We start from the raw sequence: 15,702 nt of genomic DNA, 5'->3' as shown, positions 1-15,702 counted from the left end.
CTGAGTATTTGTGGCGAGACTCCTGAGGGAGCAGTGCCAGTCGAAGACCGAGGCTGAGACGGCACCCTAGGAAAGCGAGCCAATAATACGAAGTATGGAATATGAAGAAGCACTCAGATGAAATGAATTAAATCATCTGAGTGCTATTTTTTCTGGGATTTATGTCCCAACCTCTTTCTCTCTAGTCAAAGACCTTTATGTCCCAGCCTCCTATTTTTTTCTGAGATTTTAGTCTTTACCTCTTAGCGCTAGTAATTTGGAATTTATACTCTTCACTTTTTTTAAGCTGAGTTCTAGCTATTATTCCTCTCCCCTATTTCAACTGTTCTTTTAGCGTATCTGACCTCATAAGTTGTAGAATGATATAGAAGGACGAATATGGGAGGAATGTAAATGAAACACTCGATTATAATTGACACAGACCCAGGTATTGATGATGCAGCAGCAATCAGCATCGCGCTAACCCATCCTAGATTCGATGTTAAAATGATATCCACCGTTAATGGAAATGTAGACATTGAAAAAACAACTATCAATGCTCTGAAACTCAAGAAGTTTTTCAATAGCAAAGTGCCTGTACATAGAGGGGCTGCTCAACCCTTAATGGCTGAAAATGTAGATGCAAGCGAAATTCACGGAGAGTCAGGGATGGCTGGTTACGACTTTGAGCCAGTAGAAATGAATGAACTGGCCTCATCACGTGCTGTTGATGCTATGAGAGATATGCTGTTAAAGAGTGATGAATCGATCACTTTAGTTCCTATCGGACCATTAACTAACATCGCACTACTATTAAAAACTTATCCCGAAGTTACACCTCATATTAAAGAAATAGTACTTATGGGTGGTAGTGCCCACAGAGGTAACATCACTCCACTAGCAGAATTTAATATCTATAGTGATCCTGAAGCTGCTCATATCGTATTTGAATCAGGCTTACCACTTACTATGGTGGGATTAGACGTTGCAAGAAACTCAACCTTAATCCATGAACATGTAAATGAATTAAGAGAACTTAACAACACAGGAGAAATGTTATATCACATGTTTCAACATTACCGCGGAGATGACTTTGAACAAGGCATTAACGTATATGATGCTTATACGTTACTCTATCTTCTCTATCCTGAAGAATTCGAAGTACTAAAGGCCAAAGTGCAAGTTGAAGTGAACAGTGAACTAACTAGAGGCGCTACTGTTACAGATTTTTCTTCACTTCATCCTAATACTTCAGTGGTTATGTCTATTAATGCGAAGCGTTTTAAAGAGAGATTATTTGAATCGTTAAGCTATGCACCATGATATAGTCATTTTATAGCGTTGATAAGTTTAATTTCTATCATCCATCACTGTGCTTAAATGTAATTTATGCTTAACGGTCAAAAGGGAGCGGAACCTAATGTAATGTCTCAGTCGCTTTCAGCGTCTTGGCAGTAGATGACTGAGTTGAAAATGCGCTTGTATCAAGCTTTTTCAATTCTAGTCATCCTTGCCGGGGCGAGACTACGAAATCTTTTTATACAAATTAGATTTCTGTCCCGTTACCTTTTAGCGTTCACTTTTTAAACGTTCTTGCTATAGTTTGTCGTCACTACAAATTAGGAGCGAAACAGAAATCTTATCTATCTACTAGATTTCATAGTTTCGCTCCATTAATAACGACTAAACTTTCAATATACCTGACAGTAATGAATATCTACTTCGGGTGATTCCAGTCAATACTTTAGCACTAGCTTTGATATTCGAGCCTCTCTATGTTCAATAACATAACTAATTAGATGCTTCACTCTTTTTATTGAACTGAGTCTACGTAATGCCTTTTAAACTCTTGCGCCACGTGATTAATATCGTCTACTTCGAGTGAAAAGTATAATTTAATCTTCGGTTCTGTTCCAGAAGGTCTTAAAGCTATAAATCCTTCCTTAAATATAAAGCGAATTAAATTAGCGTGCGGTAAGCTCAGCGACTGTTGTTCACCCGTTGTAACATGAGTGATAACACCTGCCTCATAATCTTCTACTGATTGTACTTCTAAGCCGCAAATCGACAGAACTTGTTCTCCTCTAAACTGATCCATAATTGCATTTATTGTCGACTTTCCTTCAGTACCTTCAAATTTAGGAGACAACGTGATATCTTTAAATTCTCCTATTTGTCTATAAATATCATCTAACGTATCTTTAAACGTTAGACCATTATCAGCTAATAAGTTCTTATACTTAATCACTAGTGGTACCATTTGTATGGCATCTTTATCACGTGAAAATGGCGCAGCTAAATAACCATGACTCTCCTCAAATGCGAGTAGCAATGTCTCTTCTTTCTGAGACTTAGATTCTAAAAGCTCGGAAATATATTTAAATCCTGTGAGTACATTGTTAACTTCAACACCAAGTAGATCGCCAAATCTTTCGGCTAACTCACTCGTGACTATAGATTTAGCCATATATAGTTGCTGACCGCTTTCTAGAGCTTCTTGATAGCGAAGCTTCATCATGATCAGGCCTATTTCGTTGCCGTTAAAGTAAGTCGAGGACCCATCTTCATATCTTTCAATAAAACCGAAGCGATCTGCATCCGGATCGGTAGCGATGATCAATTCCGCCCCGACTCTATCCGCCAATTTGACACCTAAATCGAAAGCTGCTAACTCTTCAGGATTCGCTCGTTCTACTGTAGGAAAGTCGCCATCAGGTCTTGATTGTGTCTCTTCAATCACAAAGTTATCATAATCTAGTGATTTCAATATATCAGCTACAACAGGCAAACTCGTACCGTGTAGACTAGTTAAGACCGTTTTAATGTGATTTGAATCTATGCGTCCTACTAGTTCTCGAACCTGAGCTTTATAGTGATCAGTCACCTCTTCAGGCAAGTATTGGATGAGACCCTGCTCTAATAGTTGGTTAAAGGGTTGTGTCTCTAGTGCTAAGGGATTGTCTATTTCATCAATACATACACTTAATTCTTCAGATGGTTCGGGTAACAGTTGCCCGCCATCTTTATTGTAAACCTTTATACCGTTATACTGCTTAGGATTGTGACTTGCTGTTATCATGATACCCGCATCGGCTTCTAAATTTCGAACTGCGAATGAAAGTTCAGGTGTAGATTTATAATCTTTAGAAATGATCACCTTTACGTTATTGATTGCTAAGACACTAGCCATTTCTTTAGCGAAATCTTGCGATAAGAAACGAGTATCGTAATGAATAACGATCGTCGGTTCATCGACTTGTCTCACCATATATTTTGCAAGTCCATATGCTACCTTTCTTACAGTGAAAGCATTTAACCTCCCAGGACCAATTCCGAAAGTACTACGTATTCCTGCAGTTCCAAAGGACAAAGTATCTTTAAAGCCATCATTTCGTTCAGCTTCAGTTTGATTATTGTAGAAAGGCTCAACTAAACTTTCCTCAAGCCTATCGAGCCACATTTTGTTATCTATCATGAGCTTCCCCCTATTTAACTGATAACCATTAAATATATACTCTTTATTCATTATAGCTTAAGCACTAGTAGAATTCACGTAACGTCTGAGTTGATCTATTATACTCTTACCAGGTAGACGTGTACTTACACTTAGCTCAATTTAATCAAGTTATGCACTACCTCGCTCTCTATGTTTTATGCTCCCATGATTAAATGGGAATGGCCACCATTCTCTACCTCAATAGTTTTTAAAGGCTTTAACATGTTTTGAGTTGAAATTTTCTAGACAGAGTTATAAAATTATTATTTATAGTACATTTTATCTTTACAAAATCTTTACGTTTTTAAAGTACTACTCGAACTCGGAATTGATCTAATAAGGACGTTACAAGTAAATCAAACTAGTCTACTCTCCTAGAAGATTTATGAGATAGTTAGAAACAAGGAGGTCGGGACAACAGCGTTGAGGGTTTGAGCAGGGGGCCCAACAAAGAGGGAGCGGGACAGAAATCTAATTTGGATAAAAAGATTTCGTAGTCCCGCCCCGGCAAGGATGACTAGAATTGAAAAAAGCTTGCTACAAGCGCGTTTTCAAATCAGTCATCTACTGCCAAGATGTTGAAGCGGCTGGGATTTAAGTCCCAGTTTACACAAGCACTGCGAGTTGGGGTGGCCCCAACAAAAAGGGAGCGGGACAGAAATCTAATTTGAATAAAAAGATTTCGTAGTCCCGCCCCGGCAAGGATGACTAGAATTGAAAAAAGCTTGATTCAAGCGCGTTTTCAAATCAGTCATCTACTGCCAAGATGCTGAAAGAGGCTGAGACATTACATTAAGTCCCAGTTTCCACAAGCACTGCGAGTTGGGGTGGGCCCACCAAATAGAAAACCTTATGTCTCATCCTCAGCCTATAATATGTTGTCATCATACAAGTAAGCTCTGATTGATACATGTTAGACTCATTTCCTCATTATATCAAATGAGAATCTAGTTGGATTCTCATTTGATGAGGTATGAATGCTTGTATGCCATCTTAAAGAGTTTAATTACCATCTCGTAATAAACTATAACGAAACAATGATTAATCTAATTTGAGTCTATTTACATCAAATTTTAATAATGAAATGTTTAAAAGCTAGAAACAGTAACGATACACTTTAATATCTTGAATTTCTAGCTTCATTTTATGTGGTTATACATAATTAGAGTAGAATTAAGTGTTTAAGTATGCAACACTGAGGTTAAAGCTTAACTTACAAGCAAGGAAATCATTACATCACTTGAGTATTCTAAGCTGGGAAGTAGATATACACAAGCTATAGTGGTCCTTCACTAGGATATGCAACCAATCTCGTTCCAAATCATATTATTAACCTCTCTGAGTATAAATACAAACTAAATTGGGAGTTTCAGTTATGAATAAATTGTTTAAATACTTCTTAATACTATTATCTCTATTACTCATCGTCGTACCCATAGTTTATGCGGTAACATTGTTAAAAACATCTCAAGGGGCTTTTGAAAGCTCTCATAACGATCATGATTCAGCTCGCAAATCAAACTTAAGATCTTCTAAAGTTAACGCTTCACAAGACCCTATCTCAATCTTATTTCTAGGTATTGATGAAAATGATAATCGTAAGAAGAATGGCCAAAGTAGTGAGAATTCACGAACAGATTCAATGATTCTCTCTACCTTTAACCAAGATAAAGAACAAATAAGAATGCTCAGTATCCCACGTGATACAATTAGTTATATACCTAAAGTCGGTTACTACGATAAAATAACTCATGCACACGCGTACGGTGGACCAACTGCTGCTATGGATGCTGTGGAAGCAACGATGAATGTCCCAGTCGATTACTATGCACGCGTGAATATGGAAGCCTTCGTTGATGCCGTGGATGAATTAGGTGGTATAGAGTACGATGTACCTTACGATATTAATGAAATTAATAAAAACGATGATGGTCGTACGAAAATTAAAAAAGGACGCCATAACTTAAACGGGGAAGAAGCGCTTGCTGTTGCACGAACACGTCATAAGGATTCTGACCTTAAACGTGGCCAAAGACAAATGGAACTACTTAAATTACTTTTTGCCAAGGCTCAAAAAGTGGATTCGTTAAATAAATTAGATAAAGTAATTAAAATTGTCGGTAAGAATTCAAGTCACAACTTGAACTACAAAGAAATCCGCGCATTAGCTTCAACATACTTGAAAAGTGACGTAGACATCAAGAAATCACAATTAACAGGCGATGATGATTATCTCAATGGGGTTTACTATTATAATCCTAGTATTAAAAGTATAATGGAATCATCAAATACTTTAAGAAAAGATTTAGGATTGTCACCTATTACAGATAAACGTGATTTCCTCAATCAACGTGTTATCGATCGCTATGGGCAGCTCGTACCTCAAACGAAATTAGATGAGGACTTACTAGGCAAGAATCAAAATGATACGACCTCAGACAAAGATGATGAGAAGACTTTACATTCACGTCATGGTAGCAACGACAATTCTTCAAATCGTAGTCATCAGTCTTCAGACCAACAAGATCAATCTCATAATATGAATCCGAATGGAACTAACAACTCTTATGATAATCAAAGTACTGATCAACAAGATCAATATGATCAAAACCAAGTTCCAAGCCAAGATCAAAATGTTAATCAATATTAATGATGGAGGGAACACGCCCAATGTCACGTAAAACGTATGAAAAATTATCTCATATCCATGGCATGTTTAATGTATTAGAGCAGCAAATCATTCATAGCAAAGATATGGCTTTATTCCGTGGGGAACTGTTCTATGTAAATCATGAACACCGCGAGAATTACGAAGCCTTACGTATCTACTATAAAGATAGTGAGAATAACCCTGTAGTCGATGGGGCTTGCTATATTGTTGCGTTACCTGAAATCTTTGATAAAGTAGATGTATTTGAATCAGAATTACCATTTTCATGGGTGTATGATGAGAATGGTCTTACAGAAACGATGCAATCAATCAGTGTTCCTATCCAGTATCTCGTTGCAGCAGCTCTTGAAGTCACTGACGTCAATATATTTAAACCCTCAGGATTTACGATGGGGATGAATAATTGGAATATCGCTCAAATGCGTATATTTTGGCAATATACAGCTATTATTCGTCAAGAAGCTCAATAGTGAAGAAATAATTAAGAACCCAGCTCTAATGATTTAGAATGACTTTTCTAAATTAGAGTTGGGTTCTTGTTATTCATATTAAGTTAGTATGCAATAAAAGTGATCTCAAAGCTATGTAAACAATTAAATCCATCCTTTATCTAAAGCTTTTTTCCAAGCATCAAAGCGATTATCTGCTTGCAATTTATCTATTAGAGTTGATATATAGTTACGCACTGTGCCGTTTGATAGAAATAACTTTTGAGATATTTCTTTGCTCGTCCGGCCTTCCCCTACTTCTCTAAGAACTAATTGTTCTCTAGGAGTAAGTGGGTTTTGTTCTTTAAACACAGAGGTTACTAGCTCTGGACTATACTCCTTTTCCCCTCTCATCACTTTATACATGGTCTCGATGAGTTCATCTACCGACCGCTCTTTGAGAACGTAGGCATCTACATCATTTGCTATAGCAGATTCAAAGTACCCTGGTCGTTTGAAAGTCGTAACAATTATAACTTTAATATCTAGTTGTTGTTCTCTAATCTTAGCTAATATATCTAATCCAGAAAGTTTAGGCATTTCGATATCAAGCAAAGCTATGTCAGGTCTCGTCTCTTCAATTTCCTCTAGAGCTTTGTGTCCATCTTCAACTGTACTAACAACTTTAATATCTTCTCTTAATTCAATGAGCTGAACCATGGCTTCTCTCAACATTGCCTGATCTTCAGCGATAATAATTCGAATCACATTTTTCCACCTCTTGGTATGGTTACTATAAGTTTAAGCCCATGTTGATTGTATTTTTCTAAAGTTCCATTTAAGACACTTACGCGTTCCTCTAAACTTGTTAAATGTACTCCTTGTTCTAAACCACGACCATTGTCATGAATAGTTAGACATACATTGTCATGCCCCTCTTGAAGTGAGCATTCTAAGTTTGTCGCTTGAGAATGCTTAATCACGTTATTGACCGCTTCTCTAAGAATCATCGACAGTATAGCTTGTTTAGTAGGATTTAACGTTCGAGCGCTTTCTCGATTAATGAAATCAAACTTTAATTCAATGTTAGTTAGTAATGTCTCTATATTCTTCACTTCATCCTCAAAAGACTGTATTTTTAAATCATTAATTATACTACGTACTTTATTTAAAGCATCTTTAGAAAGTTGATTTACTGTTTGTATTTCCTCTTTAGCTTTATCAGGATCAATATCGATTAATTTCATCGCTAATTCAGATTTAAGACTCAAGCTTGAGAAGACGTGACCCAAGGTATCATGTAAGTCTTGGCTTATACGATTGCGTTCCTGTTCAGTTATTAAAACATTGATATGCTCATTTTTAGCTTCTAACTCTTCTTTCATCTCTCTTTCTCTTACTAGTTTAAAGTTACCAAATAATATCAATAAAATAATTATATAAAAAAGTGAGAGTACCATTAGTTGCGGCAAACTGTAATTCTCAAATGTTATGATTTCGCTCACAATCATAGCGATAATTAAAGTTATTGTTTCTTTTGAGATGTAATGCGCTTTGATTATAAAAGGTATGAAGAAAGCACTATAGAAAAAGAAAAGCGAAACTTCTGGAGTCATAGAGAAAACAAAATATATGATGAATAAACAGTAAATAACAAAACAACAATAGAGTGCTGACCTTGATAACATCGGATTGAAGATGATCATCGTCGTATATATTATGAAATAAAGCACGACACACATTACATTGAGCCATAATGGACCTTTTGTATTCAAGAAAAGTCCAAATATGAGCATGATAATGTAAAGCAGTGATGATAAATGAGTTAAATTCAAATCAATCTTTTTCATTATTTCACTTCTCTTTTATTCTTAATAATGAGCGCTATTAAAGTAAATACTATACTATAGCATATCAAAGTGCTCATAGATCCCCAATTAAACTGTTCCCCTTTCCCTATATCTAATGCAACTTGCTTTAAATGATAAGTTGGTGTTTTGTATGCAATTACTTTTAACCAATGAGGAAATTGATTTACAGGAAACCATAAACCGCCAGTTAGCGCCAAGACGATATAGCAAATATTTCCAATACCACTCGCTTTCTGTATATCATTTAATTGAGCAATAAGTAAACCTATTGCTAAGAACAAGCTTGCACCTAGCCATAAGGTCAGTGCAGCACCTAACCATTCACTAAAGGACATTGTAACATGTCGTATCCACGCCGCACTTAAGAAAATAATGATAATAGATAGTGCAAATTGAATCATGGTTTTCAATACTTTAACTAAATAATAGCTACTTATAGGCATTCGAGTGCTAAAAAGTTGTTTCTGCCAACCTAGCTGTTGTTCTTCAACCAAATCTATAGGAAAAGAGAGCAAGCAAAAGCTCGTTAAACTAAACGTAGTCATGCTGAACATATATTCTTTTAAGAATTTATCTTCCATACCACTTGGGATCTCGATGATAGTTGTAAATAATAAATAAAACATTAAAGGTAACAAAATTGATAAAGTGAGATACACTTTTTTTCGACACAACATTTTCAATTCAATCAATAAATATGTTGCAAGCACACTATTTTACCTCCTCTTCACTATTAGTAAGTGTCTCAAGCAATGATGTTTTCCTAATTTCAATATCATTAAGGTCTACTTTTCTTTCTCTAAGCTGTAATAACACTTCTTCTACACGGTCAGTTGTAATACTGATGACTTGAGCTAACTTGATATTTACAACTTGTTCTAAATTAGCTACTAGATTGCTGTAGCGGAGTGGTAAACGTATTTCGGAGCTTGGTTGAAGTTGCTTTACCTCTTCTGGAGATTGTTGAAAACGCACCTTTCCTCTTTCAAGTAGAACGACATTATCTGCCACACGTTCTACTTCTTCAATGTAATGAGATGTGTAAAAAATTGTCGTACCTTTCCTTTTTAACGCTTCTATACATTCCCAAAAGTGCTCACGCATATTGACGTCCATGGAGCTTGTAGGCTCATCCATAATGATGAGCGGAGGTTGCCCCATTGCTGTTAAAGCAAAATCTAATATCCTCTGTTGTCCCCCGGATAATTGCTTAACATTTTGATCTAAAGTTTCTTTATTGAAACACGTTATATTTTTAAATTCTTTCAACGATACATGTGTTTTAAAGATCTGCCGATACAAGTGAAATAATTCTTTGACTTTAATCAAAGGTGGATAACTCGTTTTCTGAAACATAACACCTATTTTACCTTTAGCTAGGACATTATTTACGTCTAATATATTTCCAGCATCAGGCTTGAGATGACCAATAATTAAATTAATTAGCGTAGATTTTCCTGCTCCATTTGTACCAATTAAAGCCGTACACTGATGTTGCGGAATGTCTAAGCTGACGCCTTTAATGACTTGATGTGATCGAAACGATTTTTCTAACCCTTTTACTCTGATCATATTTTAACCTCCTTTGTAATAAATAATATTAAGTTTTGTTTTACTTAATTAGTAGCGAGTGTCATTTAAAATAGATGACACATGTCATAAAATAACTCTTCTTCATTTTATAATTAATTTGAGCTTTTTCATTACACATGCTAAATAAAGCTATGTAAGATATAATCTAAAGGATGATAGATAAGGAGGTCAGGACAAAAGCGTTTAGGATTTGTGCAGGGGGCCCCACCCCCACAAAGAGAAACTGGTAAACCAGTTTCAACAAGCACAACAAGTTGGGGCGGGACTACGAAATCCTTTTATTCAAATTAGATTTCTGTCCCGCTCCCGAATCGCGATCTTTTCTATCGACGATCTTGCTTTTGGGAGGCCGTTAATCTGTTTTTTACAGGACAGAAACTTTATTCCTCATCCTCATTATCACTTTATACGAAATCTATTAGTATCATAATTTAACTTTTAACATTATTTAAGAAGGGTGATTAAATGTTTAGAATAGTAAGGACTAAAGACGAATTAGCCGATGCTTTTAGCATACGTAAAGAAGTATTTGTAGAAGAACAACATATTCCAATTGAGAATGAACTTGACCAATTTGAAGAAATTTGTACTCATATCATCGGTTATATAGATGAGCAACCTTTTGCTGTTGCCCGTATACGAGCCATAGACAATCAAGCTAAGATAGAGCGCGTTGCCATCACTAAACCATACAGAAAACAAGGACGAGGTCATACCTTAATGAAATACGTCGAAACAATTGCTAGTGAACAAGGCTATACTGCTATTGTGTTAAACGCTCAATATTCTGCTAAAGATTTCTACCACAACTTAGGTTATCAAGTTTCGGGTGAAATTTTTCTTGAGGAAGGGATTCAACACATTCGGATGAGCAAGCAGCTTTAAACAAGTCCCCCTAAATTATAATTTCAACTAACTTAACCAGCTATTTACTATGACAGTGCGATATGAATGTTGGAACTCACCTAATATTTGACATTAGAATAGCGAGACAACCGTTAAACTAATAATGATTACACTGCTTAAGAATGCGAGTTAGTACGATGAAGTGAAGAAAGAAAATTTTTGTCACTCTCTCGCTATCCAAGATTACTTTTGTATTACAAAATAATGAAAAGAAACTTTTTATCGTAACTCCGTATTATAATGTATTTAAATTTTAAAAATATAAAGGAGTAAAAATATGGCTAAATCATCCATGAAATACAAGGTTCCAACTATACTCGCTTTCACTTTAGCCGGTGCAACTTTCACTGCAAATCACGCATACGCTTCAGAAAAATCAGAGAATCAGAATTCAACTTCAAACATTTTGGACAAAGCACGTTTACTCGAGACTTCTCAAGCTATTAAACAAGAAGTTCAAAACCCCACTACTCATATTGCTGGTACTCAAATTTATAAAGACCCATCTATCATTCAAACACCAAGCGTAGATCAAGCTTTTCAAACTGAAACGCGTCAAAATGATTTACTACAACCTAATCGATCTACTCAGTCTCCTAATACGAGTAAGCCAAATTTAGAAGACGTTCAAAGTGCTCCCGAGCAAGTAAAAGTAACTTCTCATACTAATAAGCTAGAGGCGGCCACAGATAATTTAGCTAACTCAGAAAAAGCTCAGCAGAATGATGAAACTTCTCTTCCCCACGATAGAGATAACAGTGCAAGTTTAAGTGACGATCAACAAGTCGAAGATCAGCCACAAGAAGAAACAGCTCACTCAATTGAGGAAAAACCATCAATTCAAAAGTCTTTATTTATAGATAATAGTCACAATATTGTTTCAATTAAAGATGAAAATAAAAATCCTCAAAATCATGTGGTTCAAAATACAAAAGATGATAATGATAGTAATTACGACTTATCATCAACGATTCAATATATAGGCGCTGAAGAATATGATCAACATAATGCAAAAATAAATAGCGATAATTCAAATTCTGTTGAAACACCGAAGTTGGAGTCTAATTTAAAAATCGCAGAACCTAATAAACATCGTACTGCCCCTCCTACTTCTCAGATCCAACCATTTTCAGGATTTAGAGTGGCTCAAAATGGCCCTAAATTAAAGTTGCCTCAATACAAGCCTAAAGTGAATTCATCGATTAACACATATATCCGTAAAAATAATTTCCCTGTACCTCAATATGAACAAGATATAGCTAGTTACTTACCACAATTTAGTTACCGTTATGGCAAACCTGAAGGTATTGTGATGCATGATACAGCTAATGATCATTCGACTATTGGCGGCGAAGTTAGTTTCATGAAAAATAACTACAGACTAGCATTTGTACACGCTTATGTAGATGGAAATCGCATTATTGAAACAGCAAATACGGATTACGGCGCATGGGGTGCTGGCTCATATGCAAATCAACGCTTCATCCATGTCGAATTAGTTCACACGCACGATTACAATTCCTTTGCGCGTTCAATCAATAATTATGCAGATTATGCAGCTACTAACCTTCTATATTACGGTTTAAAACCCGATAGTGCTGAATATGATGGTCAAGGAACAGTTTGGACACATCGTGCTGTGAGTAATTATCTTGGAGGAACTGACCACGTCGATCCTCACGGCTACTTAGCAGTGAACAATTATTCCTATGATGAACTTTACGATTTAATTAATGAGAAATATTTAATTAAGACGAATCAAGTCGCTCCTTGGGGTGTAATGAGCAGTTCGAGTATGAGTTCAAGTAGTAGCTCAATTACTACCAAACCACCTGAAACTCAAACCTCCTCACCTAAACAAGGTCATTTAAGCGTCTCTAATAATAGTGGTGTGGCTCGTATTAATAACCGTAACGATGGCTTATATACTACAGTATATGACCATAAAGGGATAAAGACCTCTCAAACTAATAAGACGCTAAAAGTTACGAAGTCCGCTTCAATTGGTACAGAAAAGTTCTACCTTGTTACCGACTACAATGATGATCATTTGTTTGGCTGGATTCATCAAAATGACGTGGTTTACAACAAAGCTGGAGCAATTAAAAAAGTGAAACAAACGTATCAAGTTAAATCAGGCGAAACACTTTATTTAGTTCCGTGGGGCACTTCTACTCAAAAAGCAGGTACAGTAAGCGGTAAAGGTAATCAACTGTTTAATGCTAGTCAATCTCAACTTATAGGTTCTACACAATACGTTTACGGTACGGTTAATAAACTTAGCGGTTGGATCAAGGCAGCTAACCTAGTTACTGCCTCAAAAGCGGAGCCTGTCAAACGCACTCCTTCTGCATCAAGCACCAAACTCGTAGTGACGCCACTTACTAATGCACGAGGTACTGTAGTTAAGAATAATCATGGCGTCTATACTACTGTTTATGATCAAGCAGGAGTTCAGAAATCATATGTAAATGGTAAAACTTATCATTTAACTAAAAAGGCAACCTTAGGTAAAAAGCAATTTTATTTGCTAAATGATCAGAATACTAACATCGGTTGGATGCTTATCGAAGATGTAGTCTATAAAGAACCTACGTCCAGTAACATGACGCAAAGTGTCTCAAAGATAGGACAAGTTAAACGTACTAATGCTGGTATTAAGGCTACGGTATACGACAAAGTAGGTAAACACGCTAATGTTTATAGTGATAAAACTTTTAAAATAAGCAAACAGCGTAAAGAAGGAACAGAAACATACGTCTTGCTCATGAACGAGCGTCAGAATACACCACTGGGTTGGATCAATACGAAAGATGTCACTATCAAATCTTTAAGTCAACCCGTATCGACCAAAGCTCACTATACTTTGAAATCTAACAATCATGGTCTATATTCAATTCCCTGGGGCACTCAACTCCAACAGATTGATAATTTGAAGCAATTAAAGAACAATATTTTTGTTGCATCTCAAACAGTTAAAGTTGATCAAGCGCACTATTTATTCGGTACTATAAATAATAAAACGGGCTGGATTTTAAGTACAGATTTAACCCCGGTGAAGACAGCTTCATCAAATCAAAAAGAAAGTAACAATAAGGCAAGCCGAATTACACCTTATAAATACGATTTCGTCATAACGAATAAAGGTGGCAAATATTATTCTTCACCAAACGCTAAAGCAGGTAATTCTCTATTAGGTTCATATGAAACAATCTTTAAAGTATTGGAACAACAGTCAGTAAATGGAGAAACTTGGTATCACGGTAAACTTTCAAATGGTAAACTCGTTTGGATTAAAGCTAGTGATTTGCGGAAAGAATTAGTTAGATATTATCGTTCTCATATGACACTTAATCAAGCAGCTCGATTACAATATAACCTTTCTTACAAACCACAAGTACAACACATACCTGGAAAATGGGACGATGCAACGTTACAAGAGATCAAACAAGCTATGGATACTACTAAGATAGAGAAAGATCCAGTACAAAAGTATCAATTTTTACGTTTAGATACGGCGCAAAACCTTTCTCTTGCATCATTGAACAAGCTGCTTAAGGGTAAAGGCGTGTTAGAAGGACAAGGTTCTGCCTTTAGCGAAGCTGCAAAGCTCTACAATATTAATGAAATCTACCTTATTTCGCATGCTTTACTGGAAACAGGTAATGGTACATCTACCCTCTCACGTGGAGGCGATGTAGTAAAAGGCAAAGTCGTAACTACAGGTAAAAAATACTATAACATGTTTGGTATTGGTGCTGTGGATCACGATGCATTACGTGGAGGATTTAACTTTGCTAAAAAAGCCGGGTGGAATACCATTCAGAAGGCTATAGTAGGTGGCGCTAAATTTATAGCAGGACGATATATTCATGAAGGCCAAAATACACTGTACAAAATGCGTTGGAATCCAGCAAACCCTGGACAACACCAATATGCTACTGATATAGGTTGGGCGAAACAAAACGCAATTCGCATCAAATCTTTTTACGATTTAATAGGTCAAACAGGTAAGTATTTTGATGTGAATACTTACCAAAAGTAAGCTCACTGCTTAACGTAATCCTATATATTTGAAACTTAACGACTGAGCGAACTTCCAGGAACATATAGTATGTATAAGGCTCGTCAAACTAAATATGTGGCAATAAATAATAAAAACATTAAAAATAACTCAATAACATAGCTTTCTAAGGTTAATATGAAGAATAGAAACCAGCACTTTGTCTGACGTCTAGAGCAAAAACACTCTAGCAGATATGACTCCAAAGTGCTGGTTGAACTTTTAAACGGACAGATATATAACGTTTGGTGGACCACCCCAACTCGCTGTGCTTGTGGGAGCGGGACAGAAATCTAATTTGAATAAAAAGATTTCGTAGTCCCGCCCCGGCAAAGATGACTAGAATTGAAAAAGCTTGATACAAGCGCGTCGTCAAATCAGTCATCTACTGCCGAGATGTTGAAGGGAGCGGGACAGAAATCTAATTTGAATAAAAGATTTCGTAGTCCCGCCCCGGCAAGGATGACTAGAATTGAAAAAAGCTTGATACAAGCGCATTTTCAATTCAGTCATCTACTGCCAAGATGCTAAAAGGGTCTGGGACATTACATTATGTCCCAGCCTTATGTCCCGGCTCTCCTTAAACCCTCAACGCTTTTGCACTGACCTCTTGTATTATTATGAAAGATAACCATAGCCCAATGAGAGTAGGACTTAACCCTCCGCACACGATTTCAATACTACAAGTGAAGTAT

The 15,702-nt window shown here is 36.3% G+C and carries 11 protein-coding genes; 6 read left to right on the top strand and 5 right to left on the bottom strand.

The window, feature by feature from the left end; genetic code table 11:
• Positions 1-393 precede the first annotated feature (393 nt).
• Positions 394-1,302, top strand: a complete 909-nt coding sequence (rihC, locus tag N9R04_RS05050; RefSeq protein WP_262855469.1) for a ribonucleoside hydrolase RihC — start codon at positions 394-396, stop codon at positions 1,300-1,302.
• 490 nt (positions 1,303-1,792) lie between these two features.
• Here rihC and N9R04_RS05045 read toward each other — a convergent pair whose 3' ends face one another.
• Positions 1,793-3,454 (bottom strand): phospho-sugar mutase, encoded by a 1,662-nt coding sequence (locus N9R04_RS05045; protein ID WP_262855468.1) that lies wholly within the window; start codon positions 3,452-3,454, stop codon positions 1,793-1,795.
• 1,396 nt (positions 3,455-4,850) lie between these two features.
• Here N9R04_RS05045 and N9R04_RS05040 point away from each other — a divergent pair.
• The gene (locus N9R04_RS05040) at positions 4,851-6,125 is read left to right on the top strand and encodes an LCP family protein (protein ID WP_262855467.1); all 1,275 of its coding nucleotides are present in this window, start codon (positions 4,851-4,853) and stop codon (positions 6,123-6,125) included.
• 20 nt (positions 6,126-6,145) lie between these two features.
• Positions 6,146-6,616: a DUF2538 family protein gene (locus tag N9R04_RS05035; RefSeq protein WP_262855466.1), complete on the top strand. Its 471-nt coding sequence runs from the start codon at positions 6,146-6,148 to the stop codon at positions 6,614-6,616.
• Positions 6,617-6,739: 123 nt separating this feature from the next.
• Here N9R04_RS05035 and N9R04_RS05030 read toward each other — a convergent pair whose 3' ends face one another.
• The 4 genes from N9R04_RS05030 to N9R04_RS05015 form a co-directional block, all read right to left on the bottom strand.
• A complete protein-coding gene (locus tag N9R04_RS05030; protein ID WP_262855465.1) occupies positions 6,740-7,342 on the bottom strand; it encodes a response regulator transcription factor in 603 nt (200 codons plus the stop codon).
• Positions 7,339-8,190 carry a sensor histidine kinase gene (locus N9R04_RS05025; RefSeq protein ID WP_262855464.1) on the bottom strand — a complete coding sequence of 284 codons (852 nt, stop codon included), beginning with the start codon at positions 8,188-8,190 and terminating at the stop codon, positions 7,339-7,341. The genes N9R04_RS05030 and N9R04_RS05025 overlap by 4 nt, the downstream gene beginning before the upstream one ends.
• Before the next feature lie 233 nt (positions 8,191-8,423).
• Complete coding sequence (locus tag N9R04_RS05020; RefSeq protein WP_262855463.1) at positions 8,424-9,155, bottom strand: ABC transporter permease; 732 nt, start codon at positions 9,153-9,155, stop codon at positions 8,424-8,426.
• A gap of 1 nt (position 9,156) precedes the next feature.
• Positions 9,157-10,017, bottom strand: a complete 861-nt coding sequence (locus tag N9R04_RS05015; protein WP_262855462.1) for an ABC transporter ATP-binding protein — start codon at positions 10,015-10,017, stop codon at positions 9,157-9,159.
• A gap of 211 nt (positions 10,018-10,228) precedes the next feature.
• Here N9R04_RS05015 and N9R04_RS05010 point away from each other — a divergent pair, with 211 nt between their 5' ends.
• From N9R04_RS05010 to N9R04_RS05000, 3 genes are all read left to right on the top strand, one after another.
• Positions 10,229-10,468 carry a hypothetical protein gene (locus N9R04_RS05010; protein ID WP_262855460.1) on the top strand — a complete coding sequence of 80 codons (240 nt, stop codon included), beginning with the start codon at positions 10,229-10,231 and terminating at the stop codon, positions 10,466-10,468.
• Positions 10,469-10,503: 35 nt separating this feature from the next.
• The gene (locus N9R04_RS05005; RefSeq protein ID WP_262855458.1) at positions 10,504-10,923 is read left to right on the top strand and encodes a GNAT family N-acetyltransferase; all 420 of its coding nucleotides are present in this window, start codon (positions 10,504-10,506) and stop codon (positions 10,921-10,923) included.
• Positions 10,924-11,221: 298 nt separating this feature from the next.
• Entirely contained in the window at positions 11,222-14,989 is a 3,768-nt protein-coding gene (locus N9R04_RS05000) for a GW dipeptide domain-containing protein (protein ID WP_262855457.1), read from the top strand.
• Positions 14,990-15,702 lie beyond the last annotated feature (713 nt).

This window comes from Staphylococcus marylandisciuri (assembly GCF_025519785.1).
Taxonomy (GTDB): Bacteria; Bacillota; Bacilli; order Staphylococcales; family Staphylococcaceae; genus Staphylococcus; species Staphylococcus marylandisciuri.
The sequence above is the reverse complement of the archived record's forward strand: the minus strand, read 5'-3'. Positions and strand labels throughout refer to the sequence as shown.

Coding starts and splice junctions, on each gene's coding strand:
- N9R04_RS05035 (WP_262855466.1), top strand. CDS start 6,146: ATGTCACGTAAAACGTATGAAAAATTATCTCATATCCATGGCATGTTT.
- rihC (WP_262855469.1), top strand. CDS start 394: ATGAAACACTCGATTATAATTGACACAGACCCAGGTATTGATGATGCA.
- N9R04_RS05040 (WP_262855467.1), top strand. CDS start 4,851: ATGAATAAATTGTTTAAATACTTCTTAATACTATTATCTCTATTACTC.
- N9R04_RS05045 (WP_262855468.1), bottom strand. CDS start 3,454: ATGATAGATAACAAAATGTGGCTCGATAGGCTTGAGGAAAGTTTAGTT.
- N9R04_RS05025 (WP_262855464.1), bottom strand. CDS start 8,190: ATGACTCCAGAAGTTTCGCTTTTCTTTTTCTATAGTGCTTTCTTCATA.
- N9R04_RS05015 (WP_262855462.1), bottom strand. CDS start 10,017: ATGATCAGAGTAAAAGGGTTAGAAAAATCGTTTCGATCACATCAAGTC.
- N9R04_RS05000 (WP_262855457.1), top strand. CDS start 11,222: ATGGCTAAATCATCCATGAAATACAAGGTTCCAACTATACTCGCTTTC.
- N9R04_RS05005 (WP_262855458.1), top strand. CDS start 10,504: ATGTTTAGAATAGTAAGGACTAAAGACGAATTAGCCGATGCTTTTAGC.